Here is a 23957-nt window from a genome sequence, read left to right as displayed (position 1 = left end):
CTCTTTGATCGGCTGCCGGGCAGCCTGGGGCACGGAATGGACAGGGCAGGATTGGCGCTGTCCCGGGGCAGAAAGCGGTATCCCGGAGTGGGGCCGCCAAAGGCGGAATTATCCGGGTCGGGGCCGGCCCTGTCCATGAAAATGCTGGATTCCTGGCCCCGGCCCCTTCCCGTTTCGCCCTAGCTGCCCTACCCTCTCGTTTTTTTTGGAAATTGCCCATGTCCGCGCCTGCCTCCGACACCACTCCTGAAGCCCGTGCTACAGCCCGCCTGGCCCGGAAAAAGGCCGTGGTGGACGGAAAAATTGCCGCCGCCAGTATCGAACGCGGTGTGCTGCTGGTGAATACCGGTACTGGCAAGGGCAAGTCCTCCGCGGCCTTCGGCGTCTTGGCCCGGGCCTTGGGCCATGGCCAGCACTGCGCTGTGGTGCAGTTCGTCAAGGCCCGCAGCGATACCGGGGAATCCGCCTTCTTCCAGCGCCAGCCGGAAATGGCCGGGCACTGGCACGTCATGGGGGAAGGCTTTACCTGGGAAACCCAGGACCCGGCCCGGGATGCCGCCGCCGCCCGTGCCGCCTGGCAACAGGCTTGCACCTACCTGACCGATGGCGGCACCGACCTGCTCATCCTCGATGAATTCACCTACGCCCTGAAGTACGGCTGGCTGACCCTCGACGAGGTGCTGCCGGCACTCCAGGCCCGCCCCGCAACCCAGCACGTCATCATCACCGGCCGTGCGGCCCCCGAGGCCCTGCTGGCCGTTGCGGATACGGCTACCGACATGCACCTGCTCAAACACGCCTTCCAGGCCGGCATCAAGGCCATGCCGGGCCTCGAGTACTGACCCATGACTGCCCTGCCCCGCCATACCTGCCCCGCCCTCTTCGTTGCCGCCCCCGCCTCCGGCCAGGGCAAGACCACGGTCACGGCGGCCCTGGCCAGGCTCCATGCCCGCCAGGGCCGCCGGGTCCGGGTGTTTAAATGTGGCCCAGACTTTCTCGACCCCCAGATCCATGCCTTCGCCAGCGGCCAGCCCTGCTACAACCTGGATCTGGGCATGTGCGGCGAGGCAGATGGTGCCCGGCGGCTCTGGCAGGCGGCCGGCGAGGCGGATCTGATCCTGGTCGAAGGGGTCATGGGGCTCTACGACGGGCAGCCGTCGGGGGCAGACATCGCCTGCCGTTTCGGCTTGCCGGTGCTGGCGGTCATCAACGCCAAGGCCATGGCCCAGACTTTCGGCGCCGTCGCCCATGGCCTGGCCACCTTCCGACCGGGGCTGCCCTTCTCCGGGGTGCTGGCCAACCATGTGGGCAGCCCGCGCCATGCCCAATTGCTACAGGAAAGCCTGCCTCCCGGCATGGTGTTCTACGGTGCCCTGGCCAAGGATGCCGATGGGGCCATGCCGGAACGGCATCTGGGCCTGCTGCAGGCGGATGAAATCACTGATCTGGGCCAGCGCCTGGATCGCCTGGCGGATCATCTCCAGGCCACCGGCGCTGCGGAACTGCCGCCAGCCGTCGCATTCGAGGCCCCGGCCCCGGCCGCCATTACTCCCCTGCTGGCGGGCAAGCGTATCGCCATTGCCCGGGATGCGGCCTACGGTTTCATCTACCCTGCCAATCTAGACACCTTGCGGGCCCTGGGCGCCAGCTTGCAGTTCTTCTCGCCCCTGGCGGGTGAAACCCTGCCGGATTGCGATGGAGCCTGGCTGCCGGGGGGCTATCCAGAGTTGCATGGGCCGCTCTTGTCCCGGGCGGCGCCCCTCTGGGATTCATTGAAGCGGCATGTGGCCCAGGGCAAGCCCCTGGTGGCCGAATGCGGTGGCATGATGAGCCTGTTCGAGACGCTGGTGGATAAGGCGGGGACCAGCCACACCATGGGCGGCTTGCTGGAGGGGAAAACGGTGATGCAGGGCCGCTTGTCGGCCCTCGGGACCCAAGGCGTGACGCTGCCGGAGGGGGCCATTCAAGGCCATACCTTCCACTACTCGAAAGCGGAAACGGGGCTGCAACCCCTGTGTCGGGCGAAAAAGCTGGATGGCAGCAGCGGCGAGGCCATCTATCGCCTGGGGCGACTGACGGCCTCCTACGTGCACTTCTACTTTCCGTCGAATCCGGAAGCCAGCGCCCGGCTCTTCCTGCCTTAGGCGGCAGGTACCGGGGCTAGTGCTGGGCCAAACCGGCGGGGTTAGCCGGTCTTTTCGGTGTTCTTGTCTTCCGGCTGGGCGCCGGGAAACTGGAAGCCGGTGAACATGTTGCGGGTCTGGTTCTGCAGCTGGTCCTGCATCTGCTGGAACATCTTTTTGCTCTGGTCCACATAGGCAGACATCATGCTCTGCATGGCCGGCCCCTGGAAGTTGAGGAACTGAGCCCACAGGTCGGCCTGGGCCTGGACCTGATTGGCTTCACCGTAGATGGAACGGGATTGCTCCTGCAGCTTCTGCTGCACGTCGGCAAAGGCCTTGATGTTGTTTTCCAGGTACTTGCCCAACATGGCCTGCATGGCGTTGCCGTAGTAGCGGATGATCTGGGACAGCAGTTCGGAAGAGAACAGAGGGACGCCGCCGGACTCCTCTTCCAGGATGATTTGCAACAGGATGCTGCGGGTGAGGTCCTCGCCGCTCTTGGCATCCACCACCTTGAAGTCCTCGAACCGCAGTACCAGTTCCTTGATGTCAGCCAGGGTGATGTAGGCGCTGGTCTTGGTGTCGTACAGCCGGCGGTTGGGGTACTTCTTTACGAGGCGGGATTGTTCCGTCATGGAGGAAGCTCCGGTGCGTTGAGGGCCAGAAGACAGCCGGGAAGTGGCCGAAAAACAGCCTGAAGCAAACCGATCTTGTTGATTTTATTGGTCCGGCAGTGCCGGATGGGCTGCGCGGGATTATACAGAAAAAATCAGGCCCCGCCGGGGCGGGGCCTGGGGTGCGGCAGTAGACCGCAGCTTACTGGTAGTACAGGCCGCCGTTGATGTTCAGGGTGGCGCCGGTGACGAAACCAGCCAGTTCGGAGGACAGATACACCACGGCGGCACCGATTTCTTCGGGCTTGGCCAGGCGCTTCATGGGCACGGAATCAATGATGCCCTTGAGGATGTCTTCACGGATGGCGGTAACCATCTTGGTGGCCACATAGCCGGGGGCGATGGCATTGACGGTCACGCCCTTGGCGGCGAATTCCTGGGCCAGGGCCTTGGTGAAGCCGATCACGCCAGCCTTGGCGGCGGAGTAGTTGGTCTGGCCAGCCTGACCCTTGACGCCGTTCACCGAGGAAATGTTCACGATACGGCCCCAGCCGCGCTCGCCCATCTTGGCGGCGACGTGGTGGGTAACGTTGAACAGGCTGTTCAGGTTGGTGTTGATGACGGCATCCCACTGGCCCTTGTCCATCTTGACGAAGAACTTGTCGCGGGTGATGCCAGCGTTGTTCACCAGCACGTCGATGGGGCCGGCCTTGGCTTCGGCTTCGGCGATCATGGCCTTGGCGGATTCGTAGTCGGAAACGTCACCGGGAACCAGGACGAAATCCTTGAAGCCGGCGGCTTCCTGCTCGGCCAGCCAGGCATCCTTGTTGTCGAACTCGGGGTGATAGGCGGCCACCACCTTGTAGCCTTCCTTGGCCAGGGCCTGGCTGATGGCGGTACCCAGGCCGCCCAGGGCGCCGGTGACGAGTGCAACTTTGCTCATAGCTCATCCTTCCTTATGTCGTGGGGCAAAAAGTTATCGACACGGGAGCCCCTTCCCCCGTCCCGCAAGTATTTCAGAAGCCTTAAACGGCCTTTTCCTTGACGTAGCGGCCGGGAGCCGGCTCGATGGCCTTGTAGCGGGTGTTGCCCAGCTTGCTGCGGGCCGCCACTTCGCCGCCGGCGTATTGCTTCAGCCAGGCGCTCCAGTCGGACCACCAGCTGCCCTTGACCTCGTCGGCGCCGGCCAGCCAGGCATCGGCATCCAGCTTCTGGTCACCACCGGTCCAGAAATTGCGCTTGTTCTTGGCGGCCGGATTGACCACCCCGGCAATGTGGCCGGAGGCACCCAGCACGAAGCGGGACTGGCCGCCCAGCAGGCGGGTGGATTGGTAGGCGGTCTGCCAGGGGACGATGTGATCTTCCCGGGTAGCCAGGATGTAGCTGGGCATGGCGACACGCCCCAGATCGACGCGGACGCCGCACATTTCCAGCTTGCCCGGGATGCGCAGGCTGTTGTTCTGGTACAGGTTGCGCATGTACCAGCAGGCGAAGGGGCCGGGCAGATTGGTGCTGTCGCAGTTCCAGTACAGCAGGTCGAAGGCTTCCGGCTTTTTGCCTTTCAGGTAGTTGTTGGCGACGTAGTTCCACACCAGGTCATTGGCGCGCAGGGCCGAGAAGGTCGAAGACAGCTCCTTGGCCGTAAGCAGGCCGCCCTGGCCGATCTGGCTTTCCTTGAGGGCGAGGAAGTGGTCGTCAATAAGCAGGCCGATTTCACCGGTGTCGGAGAAATCCAGCAGGGTGGTCAGCAGGGTCAGGCTGGCCACCGGGTCTTCACCGCGTCCGGCCAGCACCGCCAGGGCGCTGGAAAGAATAGTACCGCCGACGCAGAAGCCCAGGGCGTTGATCTGGTCCACCTTGCAGATGGCCCGCACCGCCTCGATAGCAGTGACGGCGGCCTTCTCCAGATAGTCTTCCCAGGTGTATTTGGCCAGGTCGGCCTTGGGATTGCGCCAGGAGACCAGGAACACGGTATTGCCCTGCTCCACCGCATAGCGCACCAGGGAGTTCTCCGGCTGCAGATCGAGGATGTAGAACTTGTTGATGCAGGGCGGAACGATCAGCAAGGGCCGCTTGGCCACCTTGGGCGTCAGGGGATCGTACTGGATCAGCTGGATCAGTTCATTTTCAAAGACCACCTGACCAGCGGTGGTGGCGATGTTTTGGCCGACTTCGAAGACGCTCTCGTCGGTCATGGAGATACGGCCCTTCTCCATGTCGGCGATCAGGTTCTGGATACCGGTGGTGATGCTCTGGCCCTTGCTTTCCACCGCCAGCTTGATGAATTCCGGGTTGGTGGCGGCAAAGTTGGCGGGAGACAGGGCATCGATGTACTGCCGGGCCAGGAAACGCAAGCGGTTCTTGGCTTTTTCGTCATCCGCCGGGACGCTTTCCACCAATTGGTTAAGGAAGCGGGAATTGAGCAGGTAGGCCTGCCGAACGTAATCGAAAAACGGGCTTTCGGACCACTCGGGTGCATTGAAGCGGCGGTCACCCGGTTCCGGCGCCACACTGAAGGCCCCTTCCAGGGGCTTGCCCTGTTGCTTGCCGAGCATGGAAGTCCATAGCTCGGTTTGCTGCTGCAGATAGCTCTGCTGCAGGGATTGCAGCGTTTCCGGGCTGGGTAGCTTGAAGGGCGGAATGGCGCCGGGAGTGCCACTAGGGGGCGTCATGCCGGGCTGGGAAGACAGGAATGCAAAAAAGTTCTGGGCCAGAGCCTGCCCGGCCGAAACGAAATTCTGCATGGCGGGGAGGAGGTTTTCCTGCGGACTTACCATTCTTGTTGAAACTCCAGAGGGCGCACAAAACGGCTTCGGGCGCGGGATATGTGCGGGATGCGCGCAGACAACACGCGGGAACTGACGTAGGAACCGATAGGGCTTTCGATTCTGCATTGGCCCCTTCAACCCTGTCAATGACCGGGGGATACGGGATGTTCCAGGCGCCGCACCAGTAGTGAGGAAAGTAGCCTATTGTCCTGACAGGCTACTTACGCCCAGATGACGGAATGATTGCAGGGAAAGGTGGGACGGCGGCAAGGCTAACGGGATGGGCCGCAGGCGGGCGATATAATCGGGAGCATGTCTATCCTCCTGATCATCATCATCGGCTGGCTCTATGTGACCGTCCTCATGGCCGTCAACGAGCCGACCGTCGTGGCCGGCATCATGACCTTCCTCTTCAACGGTCTGATGCCCTGCATATTTCCCGCCTGGCTGATCGTCCGCAAGATTCGCCGCCAGCGAGCCCGCTATCTCGCCGGGCGAAGCGCCTCCCAGGAGGAGTGAGCCATCCGGCGGCCAGGAGCCGCCGGCAGGTTGGGGTGCCTGGGTTCAGCCGTGGCCGGCGATCATTTCCCTGGCTAGCCAGATGGAGAAAATACCCAGCCCGATGAGGGTGACCTGCTGCAAGGTAGCCTTGAGTTCCGGCCGCTTGTGCAGGCCGGGAATCAGGTCCGCCACCGCCACGTAGAGCATGCTGGCCGCTGCCAGGCCCAGCAGGGAAGGCACCCACTCCTGCAGGGAAGAGAGGGCAAAATAGGCCAGCAGCGCCCCCACCAGGGTGGCCAGGCTGGAGAGCAGGTTGAAAGCCAGAGCCTTGGCGCGGGAATAGCCGGAATGGAGCAGCACCAGGAAATCGCCCAGCTCCTGGGGAATTTCGTGGGCAATGATGGCCAGGGCAGTGACGATGCCCAGCTGGGTGTCTTCCATGAAGGCGGCGGCGATGAGGATGCCGTCCACAAAATTGTGGAAGGTGTCGCCGATCAGGATCAGCAGGCCGGAACGGCCATGGTCGTGGGCCGGCGGATGGGCATCGTGGGCTTCGCAGTGGTGGTCATGGCAGTGGCGCCACAACACCAGCTTCTCCAGTACGAAAAAGACCAGAATGCCTCCGAGGATGGTGGCGGCCATGGTGTGGGGATCGCCATGCTCCAGGGCGTGGGGCAGGATCTCCAGGAAGACGGCCCCGAGCAGTGCGCCGATGGCGTAGGAAATCAGATGGGAAACACTGCCCGCCCCCAAGGTAAAGGTCACCAGGCCGGCGGCGACGACGCTGAGGGCGCCGCCCAGGGCGCTGGCGGTAATGATCCAGCCGAGGGTAGTCATGGTCTTCCGGGGGAAAAGAATGGAGAGGAGGGAAAAGGCAGGGAGGGCGGGATTATACGCCCCTCCGCCGCCTCATGTTTTAAGGGCATGTCCCAGACAGTGCCGGGCAAGCGTCGGTTCCCTGAGCATTTTCCATGTTGGTTGATGTTCCCTGCTCTCTCACCCGGCATTTCCACCCGAGCATACCTGCCGTTCCCGGCCCATGCTGCAACCGGCTTCACTTGGCAGCCGCAATGGCGGCTTCGGCCCGCTTCACCAGATCCCGGCCCACGGTATCCGCCCACTTTTCAAAGACCGGCCGGGTCAGTTCCTTGAAAACCCTACGCTGCCCGGGGTCCAGGCGGGTAATGGTGACGCCCTGCCGTTCCAGTTCCTTGAGCAGGCCCTCATCTCCGGGGCCGGTTCCCTTGCGGGAGGCGATGATGTTCTCAGCCGCCGTCTGTTCCGCCGCTTCCCGCACGGCCCGCCGGTCAGCCTCGCTCCAGCTTTCCCATACCTGGCGATTGACGGCGAAGATCAGGGGATCAGCCATGTAACCCCACAACGTCAGGTGGCGCTGGCCCAGGCCGCCCAGCTTGGCCGCGTTGAACACCGCCAGGGGATTTTCCTGGCCATCCACCACACCGTTGACCAGGGCAGCCTGCAAGTCGGCCCAACTCATGTGCACCGGCTGAGCCCCCAGAGCGGTGAAGGCATCAGAAAAAATGGGGGAACCCACCACCCGTATCTTCAGCCCCTTGAGGTCGGCAGGCGTGCGGACTGCACGCTGGGCGTTGGAAAGTTCGCGAAAGCCGTTTTCACCATAGGCCAGGGGCACTACCCCCTGCTGCTCGACCTGCGCCAGCAATTCCTTGCCCACCGGGCCCTTGATCAGGGCATCCAACGCCTTGGTATCCGGGGTGAGGAATGGCAGGGAAAACAGGTTGAGTTGCCGGACCTGAGGCGACCAGTTGATGGAGGAGCCGATGGCCAGGTCGATCACGCCCTGGCGGATGGCCGAAAACTCCCGGGTCTGGTCGCCGCCCACCAGTCGGGCGCCAGGATAGAGGCGGATGTTGATGCGCCCTTCCGTCTTCTGCCGGCTCAGCTCGGCCCAGCGCTCCCCCGCCTTGCCCCAGGGAAATGCCGGCCCGAGGACGGTGGATAGCCGGTATTCCGGCTTGTAGTCCGCCGCCTGCAAGCCAGGGGCGACGCTCCCCAGCGCTAGGGCCAGGATGGCAGCGGTGAAAACAGGTGACATGCCCCCTCCGAATATTGTTTTCTCAGCCTGGCCGCCAGGGAGCGGTGGGGCTAGTCTTGTGCCAGCCAGATGAGGGTAGCCATGCGGCCGCAGACCCGATCTCGCCGATAGGAAAAATAACGGGCCTCATCCCTCACCGTGCACTCCCCTCCCCCGTGGATATCCGTAATACCCAAGGCTTGCAGGCGCCGCCGGGCCAGGAGGTAGATATCGGCCAGATACTTGCCGGGTGCCCTGGGCACGAAGGCAGCGGCCGCCCCCGCGTCTTCTGCGACGAAAGTTTCACGGACTTCGGGGCCGACCTCGAAGGCCGCCGGGCCAATGGCCGGGCCCAGCCAGGCCATCAGGTCGCCGGGCGCCTTCCCCATGGTCGCCACCGTTTGCTCGAGCACCCCGGCGGCCAGTCCCCGCCAGCCTGCATGGGCAGCGCCCACCACCGTGCCGGGCCGGTCACAGAGCAGCACGGGCAGGCAGTCTGCTGTCATGATGGCGCACACCCGACCAGGCCGGTGCGCGACCGCCGCATCGGCTTCGCGCAGGTAGTCGTCGCCGTCGATGGTGGCGACCTGGGTACCGTGAACCTGTTGTAGCCAGCAGGGCGCCTGGGGTAGCTGGGCAGCCAGCAAGGCTCGGTTGCCCGCCACCAGGACGGGATCATCCCCCACGTGGTCCCCCAGGTTGAGGGCGGCATAGGCGCCCTGGCTCAGCCCTCCCGGGCGGGTCGTCTGCCAGGCACGGACCGTGGGGGGCGCCGGCCAGTCTGGCAGGTAGCCGCCGGGTGGGGTGTCAGGCATCTTCGCTATCGTCGGGTACGTCAGATTCGTCGTCAAAATCTGGGTCCATCTCGGCATCGTCGTAGGCTTCGTCTTCGGCGCCTTCCACTTCCTCCGCCTCGTCTTCATCCCACTCGTCATCGCCCCACTCGGCCGCCCATGCCTCTTCCTGACGCTGGCGGCGCAGGGCCTTGCGCTCTTCCCATTCGCTGCGCAGCTGGCGAAGCAGCACGGCCATGTCCTCCGGCAGGGGCGCGTCCCATTGCATGGGTTCCCGGCTGATCGGGTGAATCAGGCCCAGGCGATAGGCGTGGAGCGCCTGGCGGTGGAACTTCACGCCGCCAGTCTTGCCTCGGTTGTAGACCCCGTCACCCACCAGGGGAAAGCCCAGGGCCGCCATGTGTACGCGAATCTGGTGGGTGCGCCCGGTTTCCAGGCGGCATTGCACCAGGGTACTGCGTTCAAAGTGCTCCAGCACGGTGTAGTGGGTGCGTGCCTCCCGGCCGTTATGCTGCAGTACCGCCATTTTGGTGCGCTGGGTCGGATGGCGGCCGATGGGCGCATCCACGGTCCCGTTGCGATTCAGGTAACCCACCAGCAAGGCCCGGTATTCCCGCTTTACGGTGCGGGCCTGCAACTGGCGGATGAGATCGGTCTGGGCTTCCAGGGTCTTGGCCACCACCATGAGGCCGGAGGTGTCCTTGTCCAGCCGGTGCACGATGCCAGCCCGGGGTACCTGGGCCAGTTGGGGGGCATGGTGCAACAGGGCATTGAGCAGGGTGCCGCTCCAGTTGCCGCTACCGGGATGGACGACGAGGCCGGCCGGCTTGTCGATGACGATGATGGCCTCGTCCTCGTAGATCACGGGGAACGGGATGTCTTCCGGCGTTTCCGCTGCCAGCTTCTCGTCATGCACTACCTGGACGGCGAGGAATTCGCCGCCGAGCAGCTTGCGCTTGGGTTCGGTGACCTCTTTGCCGTCCAGTTGTACCCGACCTTCCCTGATCCAGGTCTGCAGGCGGTTGCGGGAATGCTGGGGCAGCAGCTCGGCCAGCACCTGATCCAGGCGGCGCCCGCCCGCATCGAGGGGCACGCGCAGGGGCGCCTCGGCATGGGATGAAGGCGAAGATGACAGGGGCTTTGCGCTATAATCGGCCCCATTCATTTCGGCGGGTGCGCCCGGTTGGTGCGCCTTGGCTTTCGTTTTTGGACTGTTCATCATGCGTAGTTTACCGGCTTTGGCCCTGATTTTCGCTGCTCTGCTCTCCCTTTCCGGTTGCGGCCTGTTGCCGGAGGTGAAGGACGAGACCGCCGGCTGGTCTGCCAACAAGCTCTACACCGAGGCCAAGGAGGCCGCTTCCGAGGGCTCCTGGGAAAAGGCCATCAAGTATTTCGAAAAGCTGGAATCCCGTTACCCCTACGGCCGCTACGCCCAGCAGGCCCAGATCGAAGTGGCTTACGCCTACTTCAAGGCCGGTGAACAGGCTTCCGCCATCGCCGCCTGCGAGCGCTTCGTCAAGCTGCACCCGGATCACCCCAATGTGGACTACGTCTACTACCTGAAGGGCCTGGTCACCTTCAACGAAGACCAGGGCATGATGGGCCACCTGAGCATGCAGGATCAGACCGAGCGCGATCCCAAGGGTATGCGGGAATCCTTCGAGGCCTTCAAGACCCTCTCCGCCCGCTTTCCTGACAGCAAATACACGCCCGATGCCATCCAGCGCATGAAGTATCTGGTCAATGCCATGGCCTCCAATGAAGTCCATGTGGCCCGCTATTACATGAAACGCGGCGCCTACGTGGCAGCCGCCAACCGCTCCCAGACCGCCATCAAGAACTATCCCGATGCCCCGGCCGTGGAAGAAGCGCTCTTCATCATGGTCAAGGCCTACGACAACCTGGGCATGGCCGACCTGCGGGACGATGCGGAGCGCGTCATGCGCAAGAACTTCCCCAACAGCGCCTACTATGCCCGGGGCCTGGATCGTCCCGAACCCTGGTGGAAGCTTTGGTAAGCAAAAACACTGCTGCCCCCATGTAAAAAAGGCCGGGAAATCCCGGCCTTTTGCTTTTCCATTCCGGCACAGCGCCAGAGGCTTCAGATCGATTGCTTGATGGCCAGGAGTGCCTGGTTGCGCAGGGTTCGCAGCAGGGACAACTCCTTTTCCGGAATGACGATCTCCCCCGCCCGGTCCTTGTCCGCATAAATCAGGGCGACCGGGTTATTTTTGATGGTCAGGGGGAAAAGAACGAAGGTTTCCGAGGCCAGGGCCTTGCGGAACCAGTCGGGAATCCGTGGCTTGATCTTCGGCTCGTTGGTGTCGCTGATGAGGATGTCCACGCCCTTGGAAATGGCCGCGTGAAAAATATCCGGCGAGAAATTCAGGGAGAAGCGGAACTGCTTGGAGATTTCCGCTGTCTCCGGGCCGAAGCCGAAGCGGCCCTGCATGGTGTTGTTGCGGGTGTCCTTGATACACAGGATAACCCGCTTGAAACCCATGGCCCGGTACATGGTTTCCAGGATGATGCGCAGGATGTCGTTGAGCTTGTAGTCTTCCACCAGGGTGTTGGAAATATCCTGGATGCCGGCGGTGAGAATGGCCTGGGCCGCGGCGGAATCCGGCGCTTCCCCTTCCTGTACGGCGGATGCCGGCGGCAGCTCGCCTCCCGGATGCTCGCTCAGCACGGTACCGGGAATGCTGGATTCGGTGGTAGCGGTAGCATCCGCTGGCGAAAACTTGTCGCCGGACCAGACCCGCAACTGGCGGCCGAAATTGGTCTGCTGCAGGTTGAGCCGGATGATGCTGGCGAATTCCTTCACCTGGGTGATGGAGCGCTCGATGGTGCTGCGGATTTCCCGCTCGTCCAGTTTGACGCTGTCGCCAAAGCGGGCCGTCAGCTTCTTCAGTTCCCGGGCCCGATCTTCCGGCGTGGCCTGGGCAATCACCAGGCACAGCTCGTTGGAGAAGGCCGAGAGCACCCGCAGTTTGTCTTCCGGCGTATTGGGGGCGCGCACGTTACCGGCCGGCAGCTTGCGCATGCTGTTGACGATGAGGGGCGGGAAACCCCAGGTGCGGGCGACACCGATGCCCAATTCCTCATAGGACATACCCAGGACCTGCAGGGAGGCAGATTCCTCCCCGACGCTCTTCTGGGCCATGATCTTCTTCACTTCCTCACTCTCTTCGGGGAAGTAGTACTGGCACAGCAGGCGGCCCAGATTGTGGAACATGGAACAGATGAAGGCCTGCTCCACATCCCGGGTATTGGTCTTGGCGCCCACGTCCTTGGCCAGGATGCCGGCCAGGTTGGCCTGCAGGAACTCATCCTTGAGCTGGGCCGCATTGGCCTTGTTCTGCAGATGCTCAAAGAGCAGCACGGTGATGGCGATGTTGCGTACCGCGTCAAAGCCGAGCACGATCACCGCCCGGGAAACGGTGCTGATATTGCCGCCACCGGCCTGGCGGTAATAGGCCGAATTGACCAGGCGCAGGATCTTGTTGGTGAGGGCGAAGTCCTTGAGGATGGTGGAGGACAGCCGGGCGATGCTTTCCGTCTCGGAGGTGGCAATCTTGTTGATGGCACTGACGGATTCGGAAAGGGCCGGGAAATCGCTCTTGTGGCGCATGCGCCGCAGCAGGAATTCCAGGGTGCTCTGCTTGCCGCCGGATTCGCTGCTCTCCTCTTCCGGGTCCAGGTAATGCTCCAGGGCCTGGCGGAATTGGGAAATAGATTCGTAGCGCTGCTGCGGATTGCGGGCCGTGGCCTTATAAAGGATGTCCACAATGCGCTCGTCCAGGGTGATTTCCGCTGGCAGGCGAACATCCACATTGGCGATGTGATGCATCACCTGGAAGGGATCATTGCCCTGGATGGCACGATGGCCGGTGAGCAGTTCATAGAGGATGAGGCCGGCGGCGAAGACGTCGCCCCGCACGCTGACGGTGCGATCGTGGATGTATTCCGGCGCCATGTAGGCCGGGGTACCGGTGAAATCGCCCTGATCCCGGTCCGTGGATTCCACCCGGGCCGCGATGCCGAAGTCCATCACCTGGGGAATGCCCTCCTCGTCCAGCAGGATGTTGGAAGGCTTCAGGTCCCGGTGGATGATGCCATGCTCGTGGGCGCTGGCCACTGCGTCCAGGACCGAACGCATGAGGGTGATGGCCTTGACGGGGGAGAGGGGCCCCGCTTCCTTCAAATGTTGGGCCAGATTCCGGCCCGGGATGTACTGGAAAACCAGGTAAATATCCCCGGCTTCTTCACCAGCTTCGAAAATCGGTACTACATTGGCATGTCGCAGCTGACTGACCGTCCGGGCCTCCGCCAATAGCGAGGCATTCTGGGAAGGATCCGGTTGGGAAAAGTGCAGGGTTTTGATGGCAATTTCCCGCTCCAGCTGCGGGTCATACGCCAGGTAAACCACACTTTGCGCCCCTCGCCCCAATTCATGCCGGATCTCGAAGCGTCCGATCTTTTGCTGCGTCATGTCTGCCCCTCGGGTATAGGCTTTCATTCTAGCCTGTCAGTGGGGCCACGGACGCGTATAAAGTCACAGCCCGGCAGTTGGCCCCAAGGCAGTCAGTTTTGAGTTTCTGTCGATTTTCCCTTAGAAGGCCAAAAAGCAGAAGTAATTCCCTCAATTTCGCCCCTTTTACCGGCAATGTCGGCCATGTCCGACCCTGCCAGTCATCATGTGGCGGGACGTTCCGGGGAATGTCCAAGCCCCGCTTAGCTCGCCTCCAGGCACCACAGCAGTTCGACAAGACTTCCCGCCTCCCCGAAGAGCACGGCGTTCTGGCCCATCTGGCGCCCCAGGGCGAGGGCCAGGGACCTGTCGAGGGGGCGGCCGGTAACGAAGAAGCCCCTTTCCGTCGGCCAGTCTCCGGCCGGGGCTAGGTTTTCTGCCGCCAGGCAATGCAGGTCCAGTGCGGCCAGGTGCTGGCCAAGATACTCCCGGCGCGCTTCGTTCTCTGTCGGGCTCAAGAGTCGTGAGCCTGGATTGTCAGCCGTGATGACCATCCAGCACGCCCTTTCAGCCTCCTCAACCGTTTCCTCCCCATGCTTTCCCGCTCCCCCAAGCCAGGCCGCCAGGCCGGCATGGCGGGCGCCAACCCGCAAATCCAGAGCCTCCCCAGGGATATGGACCCGGTACACGGTGGCCTCATAGGCCTGGAGCAGCGCCGGGGGCGGCACAAAGGGCGTCATGGAGCAGGCCTTTTGCAACTCAACACCTAGGCGGAACTGTCGTCCGCCACTTCCAGGTTTTCCAGGCCGGCCAGTACGCCGGAGGCTTCACCCGCGGGCAGGGCTTCGACGCTCTTCAGCTTGCGCTCGATCTGCCGGGTGCGCACTTCCGCTGCGCCGATACTGCTGGTGGCCTGTTCCAGTTTCTTCTTGGTGGCCGCCAGGGCTTCGCCGAACTTGCCGAATTCCGTTTTGACCGCCCCCAGCACGGCCCACACCTCGGAGGAACGTTTTTCAATGGCCAGGGTGCGGAAGCCCATCTGCAGGCTGTTGAGCATGGCCGTCAAGGTGGTGGGACCGGAGAGGGACACCCGATATTCCCGCTGCAGCAGCTCGGCCAGGCCAGGCCGGCGCAGGGCCTCGGCGTAGAGGCCCTCGATGGGCAGGTAGAGGAGCGCGAAATCCGTGGTATGGGGCGGTTCCACGTACTTTTCCCGAATGCTCTTGGCTTCCAGCTTGAGCCGGTTTTCCAGGGCCTTGCCAGCCTCCTCCACGCCGGCGACATCAGCCCGCTCCTGGGCATCCTGCAGCTTCTGGTAATCCTCGATGGGAAACTTGGCGTCGATAGGCAGCCAGACCGGCGTATCGGCCAGTCCGTCGCCCTTGCCGGGCAGGCGGATGGCAAATTCGACCCGGTCGTTGCTGCGGGGGCGAGTCACCACATTGGTGGCGTATTGGTCTGGCGTGAGGATTTGTTCCAGCAGGTTGGAAAGCTGTACTTCGCCCCAGGAGCCCCGGGTCTTGACGTTGGTGAGCACCTTCTTCAGGTCGCCGACACCGGCCGCCAGGGTCTGCATTTCCCCCAGGCCCCGGTGCACCTGCTCCAGCCGGTCGGAAACCAGCTTGAAGGATTCTCCCAGGCGCTGTTCCAGGGTGGCATGGAGTTTTTCGTCCACCGTCTTGCGCATTTCCTCCAGCTTGCCGCTGTTGTCGGCCTGGAGCGCCAATAGTCGGGCTTCAACGCCCTGGCGCAATTGCTCGAAACGCTGCTCCAGGGCCTGGGAAACCTGGGCCAGTTGCTGGGCGAAGGCTTCCAGATGCTGTCCTTGGGTCTGGCCGAACTGGCCCACTTGGGTGTTCAGGGCTTCAGCCAGGCGGGCCAGGCCGGCGGCCTGGGCCTCCCGGGCTTGGTGGGCCTCGGCGGCCGCTTCCTGGCGGCTGCGGGCCAGCTGTTGAGCGAAACCTTCCAGCTGCTGGGCCTGCAACTGCCCCAACTGGGCGACCTGCTCCCGCAGGGCCTGGGTCAGGCGGGCGAGGGCCTCGCCCTGCTCTTCCCGGTCCCGCCGGGCTTCATGGGCCGCTTCCTGGCGGATGGCCGCCAGCTCTTCCCGCAGGGTCCGCTCCTGGCGGGTCAGGGCGGCATCCAGGGCAGAGAGTTGGGGCTGCAACTGGGCCGCCACCTGGGCGGAAACATCGTCGCCGGCCCGGTTGCGACGCAGGGCGAGCAGCTGGAAACCCAGCGAGAGCAAGGCCAGAACGGCCAGAATTGGCAACAGGATATCGGTCATGGAGGCAGGTTCGGTACAGGCAAAAGCGGCATTCTACCCGCCGGCAGAAAATGGCCGATGGAACGTGACGGATTGCTGCCCCCGATTCAGCCCAAACGGATAAAATGCCGAGAGCCAAACAATCCTTTACGGGACGCGACAACAACAATGAAAACCCTGGTCGTTGAGGACGCCAAAACCTCCCTCGCCGTGGTCTGCCACCATCTGGAGCGCCTCGGCAACATTCCTGTTCCCGCCACCTGCGGTGCTCAGGCCATCGAACTGTTCCAGTCGGAGCGCCCCGACCTGATCCTGCTCGACGTGGTGTTGCCGGATATGGACGGCTACACCGTGGCCCGCCGCATCCGGGAACTGGAAAAGTCCGGTGAATGGACGCCCATCATCTTCCTCACTGCCATGAGCGGCGATGCGGATCTGGAGAAAGGTATCGCCGCCGGCGGCGACGACTACCTGCAGAAGCCTGTCAGCGACGTGGTGCTGCGGGCCAAGATCCGCGCCATGCAGCGCATCGTGCAGATGCGCCATTCCCTGCTGGTGTTGACCCGCAAGCTGGATGTGGCCAACCAGGAATTGAAGCGTCTGTCGGCGGTGGATGGCCTGACCGGCGTGGCCAACCGTCGCATGTTCGACGAGGCCCTGGACCGGGAATGGCGCCGTTCCATGCGTCAGGGCAGCGAGTTGGCCATCGTCATGTGCGACGTGGACTTCTTCAAGAAATTCAACGACACCTACGGCCACCAGGCCGGCGACGAGTGCCTCAAGCGGGTGGCCTCTTCCATGGCCAAGGCCATGGAGCGGGGCGGCGACCTCCTGGCCCGCTACGGTGGCGAGGAATTCTCCATCATCCTGCCGGATACCAAGCTCGGCGGTGCCGCCTTCGTGGCCGAACGCATGCGCCATAGCGTGGCCCAGCTGAAAATGCCCCACGCCGGCTCCCACCATGGCCAGGTCACCATCAGCTGCGGCGTTTCCGCCATCATCGCCACGCCGGAAAGCAAGCCGGAAGAACTGCTGCTGGCTGCCGACCAGGCCCTTTACCAGGCCAAGCAGGCCGGCCGCAACCAGGTCTGTCGCATGGCCCAGGCCCTGACGCCCACGACCTGAACTCCAGAACTGAATTTGCATCATGGCCTACCACCCGAAAATCCTCATCGTGGACGACAACGACGTCATGCGCGCCCTGCTGCGAGGCATCCTGCGCAACGAGGACTATCAGGTCGTCGGCGAGGCCCGCAACGGTATGCAGGCCCTGGAAATGGCCGAGCGCTTGACGCCGGACGTGGTGTGCCTGGATGTCATCATGCCGGAGCTGGACGGTCTGGAAGCTCTGAAGACCCTGAAGCGGGACTATCCCGCCATGGGCGTGGTGATGATCACCGGCAATGCCAGCATGGAGAACGTCCAGGAAGCCCTGGAACTGGGCGCCGATGGTTTCGTGGTCAAGCCCTTCAATGCCGCCCGGGTGCTCGAAGCCCTGGCCCGGGTCAGCAGTAGCAAGCGGGGGACTTCCCCCGCAGCCCCTTCTGCCGCTGAGCCGGCCGCCACCTCCCCTTCCCCGTCGGTTCAATAACCGTTCCGCCACTCCCGTAGCGCTGCAAACACCGCCACCTCATCGGCCAGGGCATGGCCTGCCTGGGCCTCGGCCCGGGCGCGCACCGCCGGTACGCCACAGCGCAGGAAGGGATTGCTGCGCAATTCTTCCGCCAGGGTACTGGGCAAGGTCGGCAATCCCTGGGTCCGCAGGCTGTCGACCTGCCGGATGCGGCGGGCAATGTCCGGGTTATCCGGTTCCACCGCCGCGGCAAACCCCAGGTTGGTCGCGGTGTATTCGTGGGCACAAAAGACGGCGGTTTCTGCCGGCAGTGCCGCCAGGCGCCCCAGGGAGGCTGCCATCTGGGCCGGCGTGCCTTCGAACAGCCGGCCACAGCCGGCACCGAACAGGGTATCGCCGCAGAACAGCACCGGCTGGTCTTCCCAGTTGCCCTGATAGGCCAGGTGGCCCCGGGTGTGGCCAGGCACCGGCAGCACCTGAAGCGCCAGGCCAATGCCGGGGAACTGCAGGTTTTCTCCCCCCGACAGCGGTACGCTGATGCCTGTGATAGACTCCGCCGCCGGCCCGAAGACCGGCACCTGGCCGGCCTCCGCCAGCAATTCCGGGATGCCGCCGCAGTGGTCCGCGTGGTGGTGGGTGATGAGGATGGCCTCGAGGCGCAGCCCCATCGTCGCCAGGGCGTTTTTCACCGGCCCGGCCTCGCCCGGGTCCACCACCACGGCCTGGCCTTGGCGGTGCAGCAGCCAGATGTAGTTGTCCTTGAAGGCCAGAATGGCCGCGATGCCCCGCACGGGGCTGCAAGCAGGTACACTTGTTTCCATGTCAGCACTATTGGCAGATCCCGCCCCCATGTCAATTCCCGGACTCGACGACTGGCTGGACTCCCCCCAGGGGCGTTATGTCCTCGCCTGGGAGCAAAAGCGGGTGGATGCCCTGGTGGCCGACATCTTCGGTTTCCACGCCATCCAGCTTGGCCTGCCCCAGGTGGACTACCTGCGGGAAAACCGCATTCCCCTGCGCCAGAAGGCCGGCAACATCGGCATCGTCGATGTGCGCTGCGATCTCCGCCAACTGCCCTTTGCCAGCGATTCCCTGGACCTGGTGGTCCTGCCGCACATCCTGGAATTCCTCGACGATCCCCACCAGATCCTGCGGGAGGTGGAGCGGGTGCTCATTCCCGAAGGCCAGGTGGTCATCGTCGGCTTCAACCCCCTCTCCCTGTGGGGTCTGCGGCGTTACTTCCCCGGCCCGCGGGAAGGCCTGTTCCCCTGGAACGGCGCCTATCTCTCGGTACTGCGCCTTAAGGACTGGCTGGCCCTGCTCGGTTTCGAGGTGGATCGGGGCAATTTCGGCTGTTATGCCCCGCCCTTCGAGCAGGAAAAGTGGCTGCAGCGGGCCCATTTCATGGAGCCGGCCGGCGACCGCTGGTGGGGCTTCGCCGGCGGCACCTACGTGCTTCGCGGTATCAAGCGGGTCGCCGGCATGCGCCTGGTGCTGCCCGCCTGGAAAGAACGTCGGGCCCGGGCCAAGGCCCTGGCTCCTGTCACACAAAAGGAAATGAATCCCCATGGCCAATGAGCCTGCGAAGACGCCGGGCGCCGCCCCGGAGAATACCGTTGAAATTTATGCCGATGGCGCCTGCAAGGGCAACCCGGGTCCCGGCGGCTGGGGCGCCCTGCTGCGCTCGGGCGCCCATGTCAAGGAAATGTGGGGCGGTGAGCGGGATACCACCAACAACCGCATGGAACTGATGGCCGTCATCAGTGCCCTGGCCGCCCTCAAGCGGCCGGTGCCGATCAAGCTCTACACCGATTCCAAGTACGTGCAGCAGGGCATCAGCACCTGGATTCATAACTGGAAGCGCAACGGCTGGAAAACCTCCGACAAGAAGCCGGTGAAGAATGCCGACCTCTGGCAGCAGCTCGACACCCTGGCCCGGCAACACCAGGTGGAGTGGATCTGGGTCAAGGGCCATGCCGGTAACCCGGGCAACGAGAAGGCTGACGAGCTGGCCAACCGGGGCATCGAGGATTTGCGCCGGAGCGCCTGAGATGCTGGAGGCCGCCGGATCCTGATCCGTCCGCCTCACCCAACCAGCCCGGTCGTGCCCGATTTTCACCGGATTTGATATAGGCGGGGGATCAACCGCCCGTCATTGCTTACCATCGGAACCGTTATGCGCCAGATCTTTCTCGATACTGAAACCACCGGCCTGGAACACAAGCAGGGGCACCGCATCATCGAAGTGGCCGGGGTGGAAATGGTCAATCGGCGGCTCACCAACCGCCACTTCCACAAATACGTCAATCCCGAACGGGCCATCGATGAAGGCGCCCAGGCGGTGCACGGCATTAGCCTGGAATTCCTGGCAGACAAGCCGAAATTCGCGGCCATCGCTGCCGAATTCCTCGATTTCATCCGGGGTGCCGAGCTGGTCATCCACAACGCCCCCTTTGACGTAGGCTTCCTCAACGCCGAGCTGGCGCGCCTCAAGCTGCCACCCATTGGTGAAGTCTGTTCCGGGGTGGTGGATACCCTGAAAATGGCGAAGGACCTGCATCCGGGCAAGAAAAACAACCTGGATGCCCTGTGCGACCGCTACGAGGTGGACAACTCCCACCGTACCCTGCACGGCGCCTTGCTGGATGCGGAGATTCTTGGCGAAGTCTATGTCGCCATGACCCGGGGCCAGGAAAGCCTGATGATCGACCTGGGCCAATCCCCCAGCCACTCCGCCGATCTGGCGGTGGCCAACCGGGAGCGCCGGCCCACCCGGGTGCTGCGGGCCAGCGACGAAGAACTGGCGGCCCACCAGCAGGTGCTGGCCGGCATCAACAAGGAAAGCAAGGGCAAATGCCTGTGGCTGCCGCCGGAACCGCTCCCCGCCGCACCGTGACCCGGAGCCGCCCGCACACCTTCCTGGGCCGTTGCCTGCGCCTGTCGGCCGTGTTTGGCAGCGCCGTGCTGGCGCTTCTGTGCTCCGCCCTGTTTTCAGTCCTCTTCCCGGCCATCGGCCTGGCCACATCGGCGACCACCCCACCTCCCCCGCCGCCGCTGCAACCCTGGATCGACGCCACGCCGGCGGGCGGCACCCTGGTGCCCCCACCCGGCACCTACCGGGGGCCAGTGCGCATCGACAAGGCCATGACCCTGGATGGCCAGGGCCAGGTCACCGTCGATAACGGCGGCCACGGCACCATCCTCGTACTCGAAGCCAGCGGCGCCCAGATCCGCGGCCTGCGCCTGACCGGCAGTGGCGATTCCCACGACCAGCTGGATTCGGCCATGGCCGTGGTGGGAAACGACAACATCATCGAAGGCAACAGCATCGACGACAGCCTCTTCGGCATTTCCCTCAAGCAATCGAACCACAACATCCTGCGCCGCAACCGCATCCGCTCCCGCCCGGTGGATTCGGCGGACCGGGGCGATGCCCTGCGCCTGTGGTACAGCAGCGGCAACCTGATCGAAGACAACGACATCGCCCAGACCCGGGACCTGACCATCAGCAACGCCCCGCGCAACGTCTTCCGCCGCAACACCATCCGCGATAGCCGTCGCGGCATGAACTTCCTCTTTTCCAACCGCAGCCTGATCGAAGACAACGTGCTGGAGCGCAACTCCACCGGCATCATCATCATGAATTCCGAAGGCGCCATCGTGCGGCGTAACCGGGTGCTGCACGCCATGGATGCCTCCGGCGCCGGCATTGCCCTGAAGGAAACGGCGGCCATCCTCATCGAGGATAACGACATCATCCACTGCGCCGTCGGCATCATGGCCGACTCCCCATCCCACCCCCTCAACCGCATCGTGCTGCACCGCAACCGCCTGGCCCACAACGTCACCGGCATCAATTTTTATGGCGAACGGGGCGGCCATATCAGCCTGGCCAACCGCTTCGAGAACAATCTCTGGCAGGTCAGCGCCAGCGACTCGGGCAACCCGGAAAACGACTACTGGATTGGCAATTCCTGGGACGACTACCAAGGCTTTGACCGCAACCACGACGGTCAGGGGGATACCCCCCACGAAATCTACGCCTACGCCGACCGTATCTGGATGGATACCCCGGCGGCCCGCTTCTTCCGCAACTCACCGGTGCTGGAGCTGCTGGATTTCCTCGAACGGCTGGCGCCGTTCTCCCACCCGACCCTGATCCTGCGGGACCCTTCGCCCCGCATGTTCCGCTAGCCCCGGCAGTGGCCGCCAGGCTGGCGGCCCCAGTGCGACGGTTCGATGGGGGGCAGCCTGCTTGCCTCGGGCATTTCTCTCGCTTCCCACGCGGCCGGTCTACGTACCGGCTCAGGCTACCTGCCTAAAATCCATGAAAACTACCTGAAAACCTAATAGGGGCGCGGACATGCCTGAAACGCCGCGCCCTGCTTGCCTCTCCGGGGTAACAAGGGGAAGCATGGCGTCCCTATTGCCTTGTGGAGGCACCTTGAGGGGGAAGAGGAAATTTCAGCGGATTGAAGCCATGGCCGGACGGCCATGGCGGATGCAACTCCGAGACACAAACCCCCGGGGCCTGGCTTAGAACAGCGAAGCTACCACGTCCCGATCGCGCACCGCCAGGCGTTCCAGGCCGGCCAGGGCCTCCTTGGAGGCGCCGTGGTCCCGGGCGTGGCGCAAAAAGCTCTCCACCGTCGCCGCCAGGGCGCAATCGCAGGGCTGCCATTCCTGGCTGAATTGGGCCGCCAGCAGGCGCAGCACGGCCAGCTTGCCCGTCTTCATGGGCACCAGACTGACCTGACGGCCGTCATGGCGGATCACCACGGCCAGAACGCGGTCTTGGTTATGGACGATCAATTGAGGTTCCCCTTCTTCGGCACCGGCAGGCGGAAGACGCCGATGCCCTCCTCTTCCAGCTCGGCGAACTCGTCGTCCGTCGCCTGGCCGCGGATGGAGCGCTGGGGCGCTTCCTCGTAGTGCATCTTGCGGGCTTCCTCGGCGAAGGCGTTACCCACGTCGTCGCTGATGTTCATGAGGAAATCCACTACCTGGCGGTAAGCGGCCATGGGGTTGGCAGCAGGATCGGCCATCGCCCCGGTGCCCTGACCTTCCGCTGCTCCGGCAGGCGCGGCGGGTTCTGTGGCCCGCTGGCCGATGTGCAGGCCCGAGGGCAGCTTGCGCACCTGGGGCGAATTACAGTGGGGGCAGCTCACCAGGCCCTGTTCCTGCTGGCGGGAAAAGTCCTCGGCGGAGCGGAACCAGCCCTCGAAACGGTGTTCCTGGTCGCAGGAAAGTTCAAAGACGATCACTTGGCGTGTCTGGCGTGTGGCGGAACAAAGCAGTGGTGCCCGGGACGGGACTTGAACCCGTAAGCCTTGCGGCGGCGGATTTTAAGTCCGCTGTGTATACCAATTTCACCACCCGGGCGGACGGAAAGGCCGGATTATAGCGGCTTCCGGCCGGTCCGCGGGACTCTTGGCTGCGGCTTGCCGCCTCAGTTCAGGTCTTCGGGGAACAACTCGTCGGTAAAGCCGAAACGGCTGAAATCCCGGATGCGGGCCGGGTAAAGCAGCCCGTCCAGATGGTCGCACTCGTGCTGCACCACCCGGGCGTGAAAACCTTCCACCTCCCGCAGCAGGGGCTGGCCGTCAGGGGTGAAGCCCCGGTAGCGCAGGCGTTGCCAGCGGGGCACCCAGCCACGCATGCCGGGCAGGGAAAGGCAGCCTTCCCAGCCCTCCTCCATCTCCGGCCCCAGGGGTTCCAGCACCGGGTTGAGGAGAATGGTGAAGGGCACTGCCGGCGCCTCGGGGTAACGCTCGCTATGCTCGAAGCCGAAAATCACCAGGCGCAGGTCCACGCCGATCTGGGGGGCCGCCAGGCCGACGCCACCGGCGGCTTCCATGGTGGCCTGCATGTCGGCAATCAGGGCGGCCAGCTCCGGCGTGCCGAAGCGGGTGATTTCCCGGGCCGGCCGGGTCAGCACCGGATGGCCCATGCGCAGGATGGGGCGGGCGGTACCGGCCATGGCGGTCAGTCCCGGGCCCCGTGGTTGGCCACCAGTTGCTCGATGATGCCGCGCACTCGGCCCATGGCGTTCTGCAGCACATCCTCGATGGATTCGAAGTGGATGCCGTCGGCGCTCTCGCCGCGGCCAGCGGCGAAATTGGCCACCACATTGATGGCGGCATAGGGCAGATCCAGCTCCCGGGCCAGCACGGCTTCCGGCATGCCGGTCATGCCCACCAGATCGGCACCGTCCCGCTCCATGCGGTTGATCTCGGCGGCGGTTTCCAGGCGCGGGCCCTGGGTGGCGGCATAGACGCCGCCCATGCGCACCTCCTCACCGATCATGGAGGCGGCGGTGAGAATGTGGCAGCGCAGGACTTCGTCGTAGGGATGGGTGAAATCCACATGGGTGACGGTACAGCCATCGCCTTCGTGGAAAGTGGATTTGCGGCCCCAGGTGTAGTCGATGATCTGGTGGGGGATGACGATGTCGCCGGGGGCCAGGTCGGCCCGGATGCCGCCGACGGAAGCCACGGAGACCACGGCGGTGGCCTTCTTGGACCACAGGGCCCAGAGGTTGGCGCGGTAGTTCACCTCATGGGGCGGGATGGTGTGGCCATAGCCGTGACGGGCCAGGAACATGGCGGGCTCGCCGCAGATGTTGCCGAAAGTGACGGGGCCGGAGGGTTCGCCGTAGGGGGTGCGGATGATTTCCCGGTGGGAAATGTCCAGGTTGGCCAGTTGGGTCAGGCCGCTTCCGCCAATGATTGCGAGCATTGCAGGATTACTCCGAGGTGGGTTCTGCGGCGCTTTTCAACGCCGGGTGCCGT

25 protein-coding genes and 1 tRNA gene are annotated in these 23957 nt (G+C 64.0%); 10 read left to right on the top strand and 16 right to left on the bottom strand.

Features of this window, described 5'->3' with window-relative positions; all coding sequences use genetic code 11:
• The first annotated feature begins 218 nt into the window (after positions 1-218).
• Both cobO and AZSI13_RS06125 read left to right on the top strand, forming a co-directional pair.
• Complete coding sequence (cobO, locus tag AZSI13_RS06130) at positions 219-842, top strand: cob(I)yrinic acid a,c-diamide adenosyltransferase (RefSeq protein WP_109040292.1); 624 nt, start codon at positions 219-221, stop codon at positions 840-842.
• Positions 843-845: 3 nt separating this feature from the next.
• Positions 846-2144 (top strand): cobyrinate a,c-diamide synthase, encoded by a 1299-nt coding sequence (locus AZSI13_RS06125; protein ID WP_109040291.1) that lies wholly within the window; start codon positions 846-848, stop codon positions 2142-2144.
• A gap of 41 nt (positions 2145-2185) precedes the next feature.
• Here AZSI13_RS06125 and phaR read toward each other — a convergent pair whose 3' ends face one another.
• The 3 genes from phaR to phaC all read right to left on the bottom strand — a co-directional run bounded on the left by phaR (position 2186) and on the right by phaC (position 5481).
• Entirely contained in the window at positions 2186-2758 is a 573-nt protein-coding gene (phaR, locus tag AZSI13_RS06120) for a polyhydroxyalkanoate synthesis repressor PhaR (protein WP_109040290.1), read from the bottom strand.
• A gap of 181 nt (positions 2759-2939) precedes the next feature.
• A complete protein-coding gene (locus tag AZSI13_RS06115; RefSeq protein ID WP_109040289.1) occupies positions 2940-3680 on the bottom strand; it encodes a beta-ketoacyl-ACP reductase in 741 nt (246 codons plus the stop codon).
• An 82-nt stretch (positions 3681-3762) separates the two neighbouring features.
• Positions 3763-5481, bottom strand: a complete 1719-nt coding sequence (gene phaC / locus AZSI13_RS06110) for a class I poly(R)-hydroxyalkanoic acid synthase (protein WP_235609686.1) — start codon at positions 5479-5481, stop codon at positions 3763-3765.
• A gap of 336 nt (positions 5482-5817) precedes the next feature.
• Here phaC and AZSI13_RS06105 point away from each other — a divergent pair, with 336 nt between their 5' ends.
• Positions 5818-6024, top strand: a complete 207-nt coding sequence (locus tag AZSI13_RS06105) for a hypothetical protein (protein WP_109040287.1) — start codon at positions 5818-5820, stop codon at positions 6022-6024.
• Between the two features lie 45 nt (positions 6025-6069).
• On the opposite strand, the gene AZSI13_RS06100 is transcribed toward AZSI13_RS06105, so the two are convergent.
• From AZSI13_RS06100 to rluD, 4 genes are all read right to left on the bottom strand, one after another.
• Positions 6070-6843: a ZIP family metal transporter gene (locus tag AZSI13_RS06100; protein ID WP_109040286.1), complete on the bottom strand. Its 774-nt coding sequence runs from the start codon at positions 6841-6843 to the stop codon at positions 6070-6072.
• Positions 6844-7060: 217 nt separating this feature from the next.
• On the bottom strand, positions 7061-8083 hold the full coding sequence (locus AZSI13_RS06095) for a DctP family TRAP transporter solute-binding subunit (protein WP_109040285.1): 1023 nt from the start codon (positions 8081-8083) through the stop codon (positions 7061-7063).
• 50 nt (positions 8084-8133) lie between these two features.
• A complete protein-coding gene (pgeF, locus tag AZSI13_RS06090) occupies positions 8134-8877 on the bottom strand; it encodes a peptidoglycan editing factor PgeF (RefSeq protein WP_109040284.1) in 744 nt (247 codons plus the stop codon).
• Positions 8870-10021: a 23S rRNA pseudouridine(1911/1915/1917) synthase RluD gene (gene rluD / locus AZSI13_RS06085; protein WP_109040283.1), complete on the bottom strand. Its 1152-nt coding sequence runs from the start codon at positions 10019-10021 to the stop codon at positions 8870-8872. Before rluD ends, pgeF begins: the two co-directional genes overlap by 8 nt.
• Before the next feature lie 55 nt (positions 10022-10076).
• Here rluD and AZSI13_RS06080 point away from each other — a divergent pair, with 55 nt between their 5' ends.
• The gene (locus AZSI13_RS06080; RefSeq protein WP_109040333.1) at positions 10077-10874 is read left to right on the top strand and encodes an outer membrane protein assembly factor BamD; all 798 of its coding nucleotides are present in this window, start codon (positions 10077-10079) and stop codon (positions 10872-10874) included.
• A gap of 83 nt (positions 10875-10957) precedes the next feature.
• On the opposite strand, the gene AZSI13_RS06075 is transcribed toward AZSI13_RS06080, so the two are convergent.
• The 3 genes from AZSI13_RS06075 to rmuC all read right to left on the bottom strand — a co-directional run bounded on the left by AZSI13_RS06075 (position 10958) and on the right by rmuC (position 15614).
• A complete protein-coding gene (locus AZSI13_RS06075; protein ID WP_109040282.1) occupies positions 10958-13348 on the bottom strand; it encodes a serine/threonine protein kinase in 2391 nt (796 codons plus the stop codon).
• Between the two features lie 242 nt (positions 13349-13590).
• Positions 13591-13881: a DUF3293 domain-containing protein gene (locus AZSI13_RS17490; protein WP_268807508.1), complete on the bottom strand. Its 291-nt coding sequence runs from the start codon at positions 13879-13881 to the stop codon at positions 13591-13593.
• A 212-nt stretch (positions 13882-14093) separates the two neighbouring features.
• Positions 14094-15614 (bottom strand): DNA recombination protein RmuC, encoded by a 1521-nt coding sequence (rmuC, locus tag AZSI13_RS06065; protein ID WP_109040280.1) that lies wholly within the window; start codon positions 15612-15614, stop codon positions 14094-14096.
• Between the two features lie 147 nt (positions 15615-15761).
• Here rmuC and AZSI13_RS06060 point away from each other — a divergent pair, with 147 nt between their 5' ends.
• Together AZSI13_RS06060 and AZSI13_RS06055 are read left to right on the top strand one after the other, a co-directional pair.
• A complete protein-coding gene (locus AZSI13_RS06060; RefSeq protein WP_109040279.1) occupies positions 15762-16718 on the top strand; it encodes a diguanylate cyclase in 957 nt (318 codons plus the stop codon).
• Between the two features lie 22 nt (positions 16719-16740).
• The gene (locus tag AZSI13_RS06055) at positions 16741-17184 is read left to right on the top strand and encodes a response regulator transcription factor (protein WP_235609685.1); all 444 of its coding nucleotides are present in this window, start codon (positions 16741-16743) and stop codon (positions 17182-17184) included.
• On the opposite strand, the gene gloB is transcribed toward AZSI13_RS06055, so the two are convergent.
• On the bottom strand, positions 17178-17987 hold the full coding sequence (gene gloB, locus AZSI13_RS06050; RefSeq protein WP_109040277.1) for a hydroxyacylglutathione hydrolase: 810 nt from the start codon (positions 17985-17987) through the stop codon (positions 17178-17180). The genes AZSI13_RS06055 and gloB overlap by 7 nt on opposite strands.
• A gap of 28 nt (positions 17988-18015) precedes the next feature.
• On the opposite strand from gloB, the gene AZSI13_RS06045 reads away from it, so the two are divergent.
• The 4 genes from AZSI13_RS06045 (at position 18016) to nosD (ending at position 21360) form a co-directional block, all read left to right on the top strand.
• Complete coding sequence (locus AZSI13_RS06045) at positions 18016-18744, top strand: class I SAM-dependent methyltransferase (protein ID WP_109040276.1); 729 nt, start codon at positions 18016-18018, stop codon at positions 18742-18744.
• Positions 18734-19216, top strand: a complete 483-nt coding sequence (gene rnhA / locus AZSI13_RS06040) for a ribonuclease HI (RefSeq protein WP_109040275.1) — start codon at positions 18734-18736, stop codon at positions 19214-19216. The genes AZSI13_RS06045 and rnhA overlap by 11 nt, the downstream gene beginning before the upstream one ends.
• 126 nt (positions 19217-19342) lie before the next feature.
• A complete protein-coding gene (dnaQ, locus tag AZSI13_RS06035; RefSeq protein WP_109040274.1) occupies positions 19343-20062 on the top strand; it encodes a DNA polymerase III subunit epsilon in 720 nt (239 codons plus the stop codon).
• On the top strand, positions 20020-21360 hold the full coding sequence (nosD, locus tag AZSI13_RS06030; protein ID WP_235609684.1) for a nitrous oxide reductase family maturation protein NosD: 1341 nt from the start codon (positions 20020-20022) through the stop codon (positions 21358-21360). The genes dnaQ and nosD overlap by 43 nt, the downstream gene beginning before the upstream one ends.
• 342 nt (positions 21361-21702) lie before the next feature.
• On the opposite strand, the gene AZSI13_RS17485 is transcribed toward nosD, so the two are convergent.
• The 5 genes from AZSI13_RS17485 to AZSI13_RS06005 all read right to left on the bottom strand — a co-directional run bounded on the left by AZSI13_RS17485 (position 21703) and on the right by AZSI13_RS06005 (position 23904).
• On the bottom strand, positions 21703-21978 hold the full coding sequence (locus AZSI13_RS17485; RefSeq protein ID WP_165833365.1) for a hypothetical protein: 276 nt from the start codon (positions 21976-21978) through the stop codon (positions 21703-21705).
• Positions 21975-22430 (bottom strand): DUF1178 family protein, encoded by a 456-nt coding sequence (locus AZSI13_RS06020; RefSeq protein ID WP_109040272.1) that lies wholly within the window; start codon positions 22428-22430, stop codon positions 21975-21977. Before AZSI13_RS06020 ends, AZSI13_RS17485 begins: the two co-directional genes overlap by 4 nt.
• 33 nt (positions 22431-22463) lie before the next feature.
• Positions 22464-22548, bottom strand: a tRNA-Leu gene (locus tag AZSI13_RS06015).
• 67 nt (positions 22549-22615) lie between these two features.
• A complete protein-coding gene (locus tag AZSI13_RS06010) occupies positions 22616-23146 on the bottom strand; it encodes a peptide deformylase (protein ID WP_109040271.1) in 531 nt (176 codons plus the stop codon).
• A 5-nt stretch (positions 23147-23151) separates the two neighbouring features.
• Positions 23152-23904, bottom strand: coding sequence for an S-methyl-5'-thioinosine phosphorylase (locus AZSI13_RS06005; RefSeq protein WP_109040270.1), 753 nt, complete (start codon positions 23902-23904; stop codon positions 23152-23154).
• Between the last annotated feature and the right edge of the window lie 53 nt (positions 23905-23957).

Origin of the sequence: Azospira sp. I13, assembly GCF_003112695.1 — a bacterium.
Taxonomy (GTDB): domain Bacteria; phylum Pseudomonadota; class Gammaproteobacteria; order Burkholderiales; family Rhodocyclaceae; genus Azospira.
The sequence above is the reverse complement of the archived record's forward strand: the minus strand, read 5'-3'. Positions and strand labels throughout refer to the sequence as shown.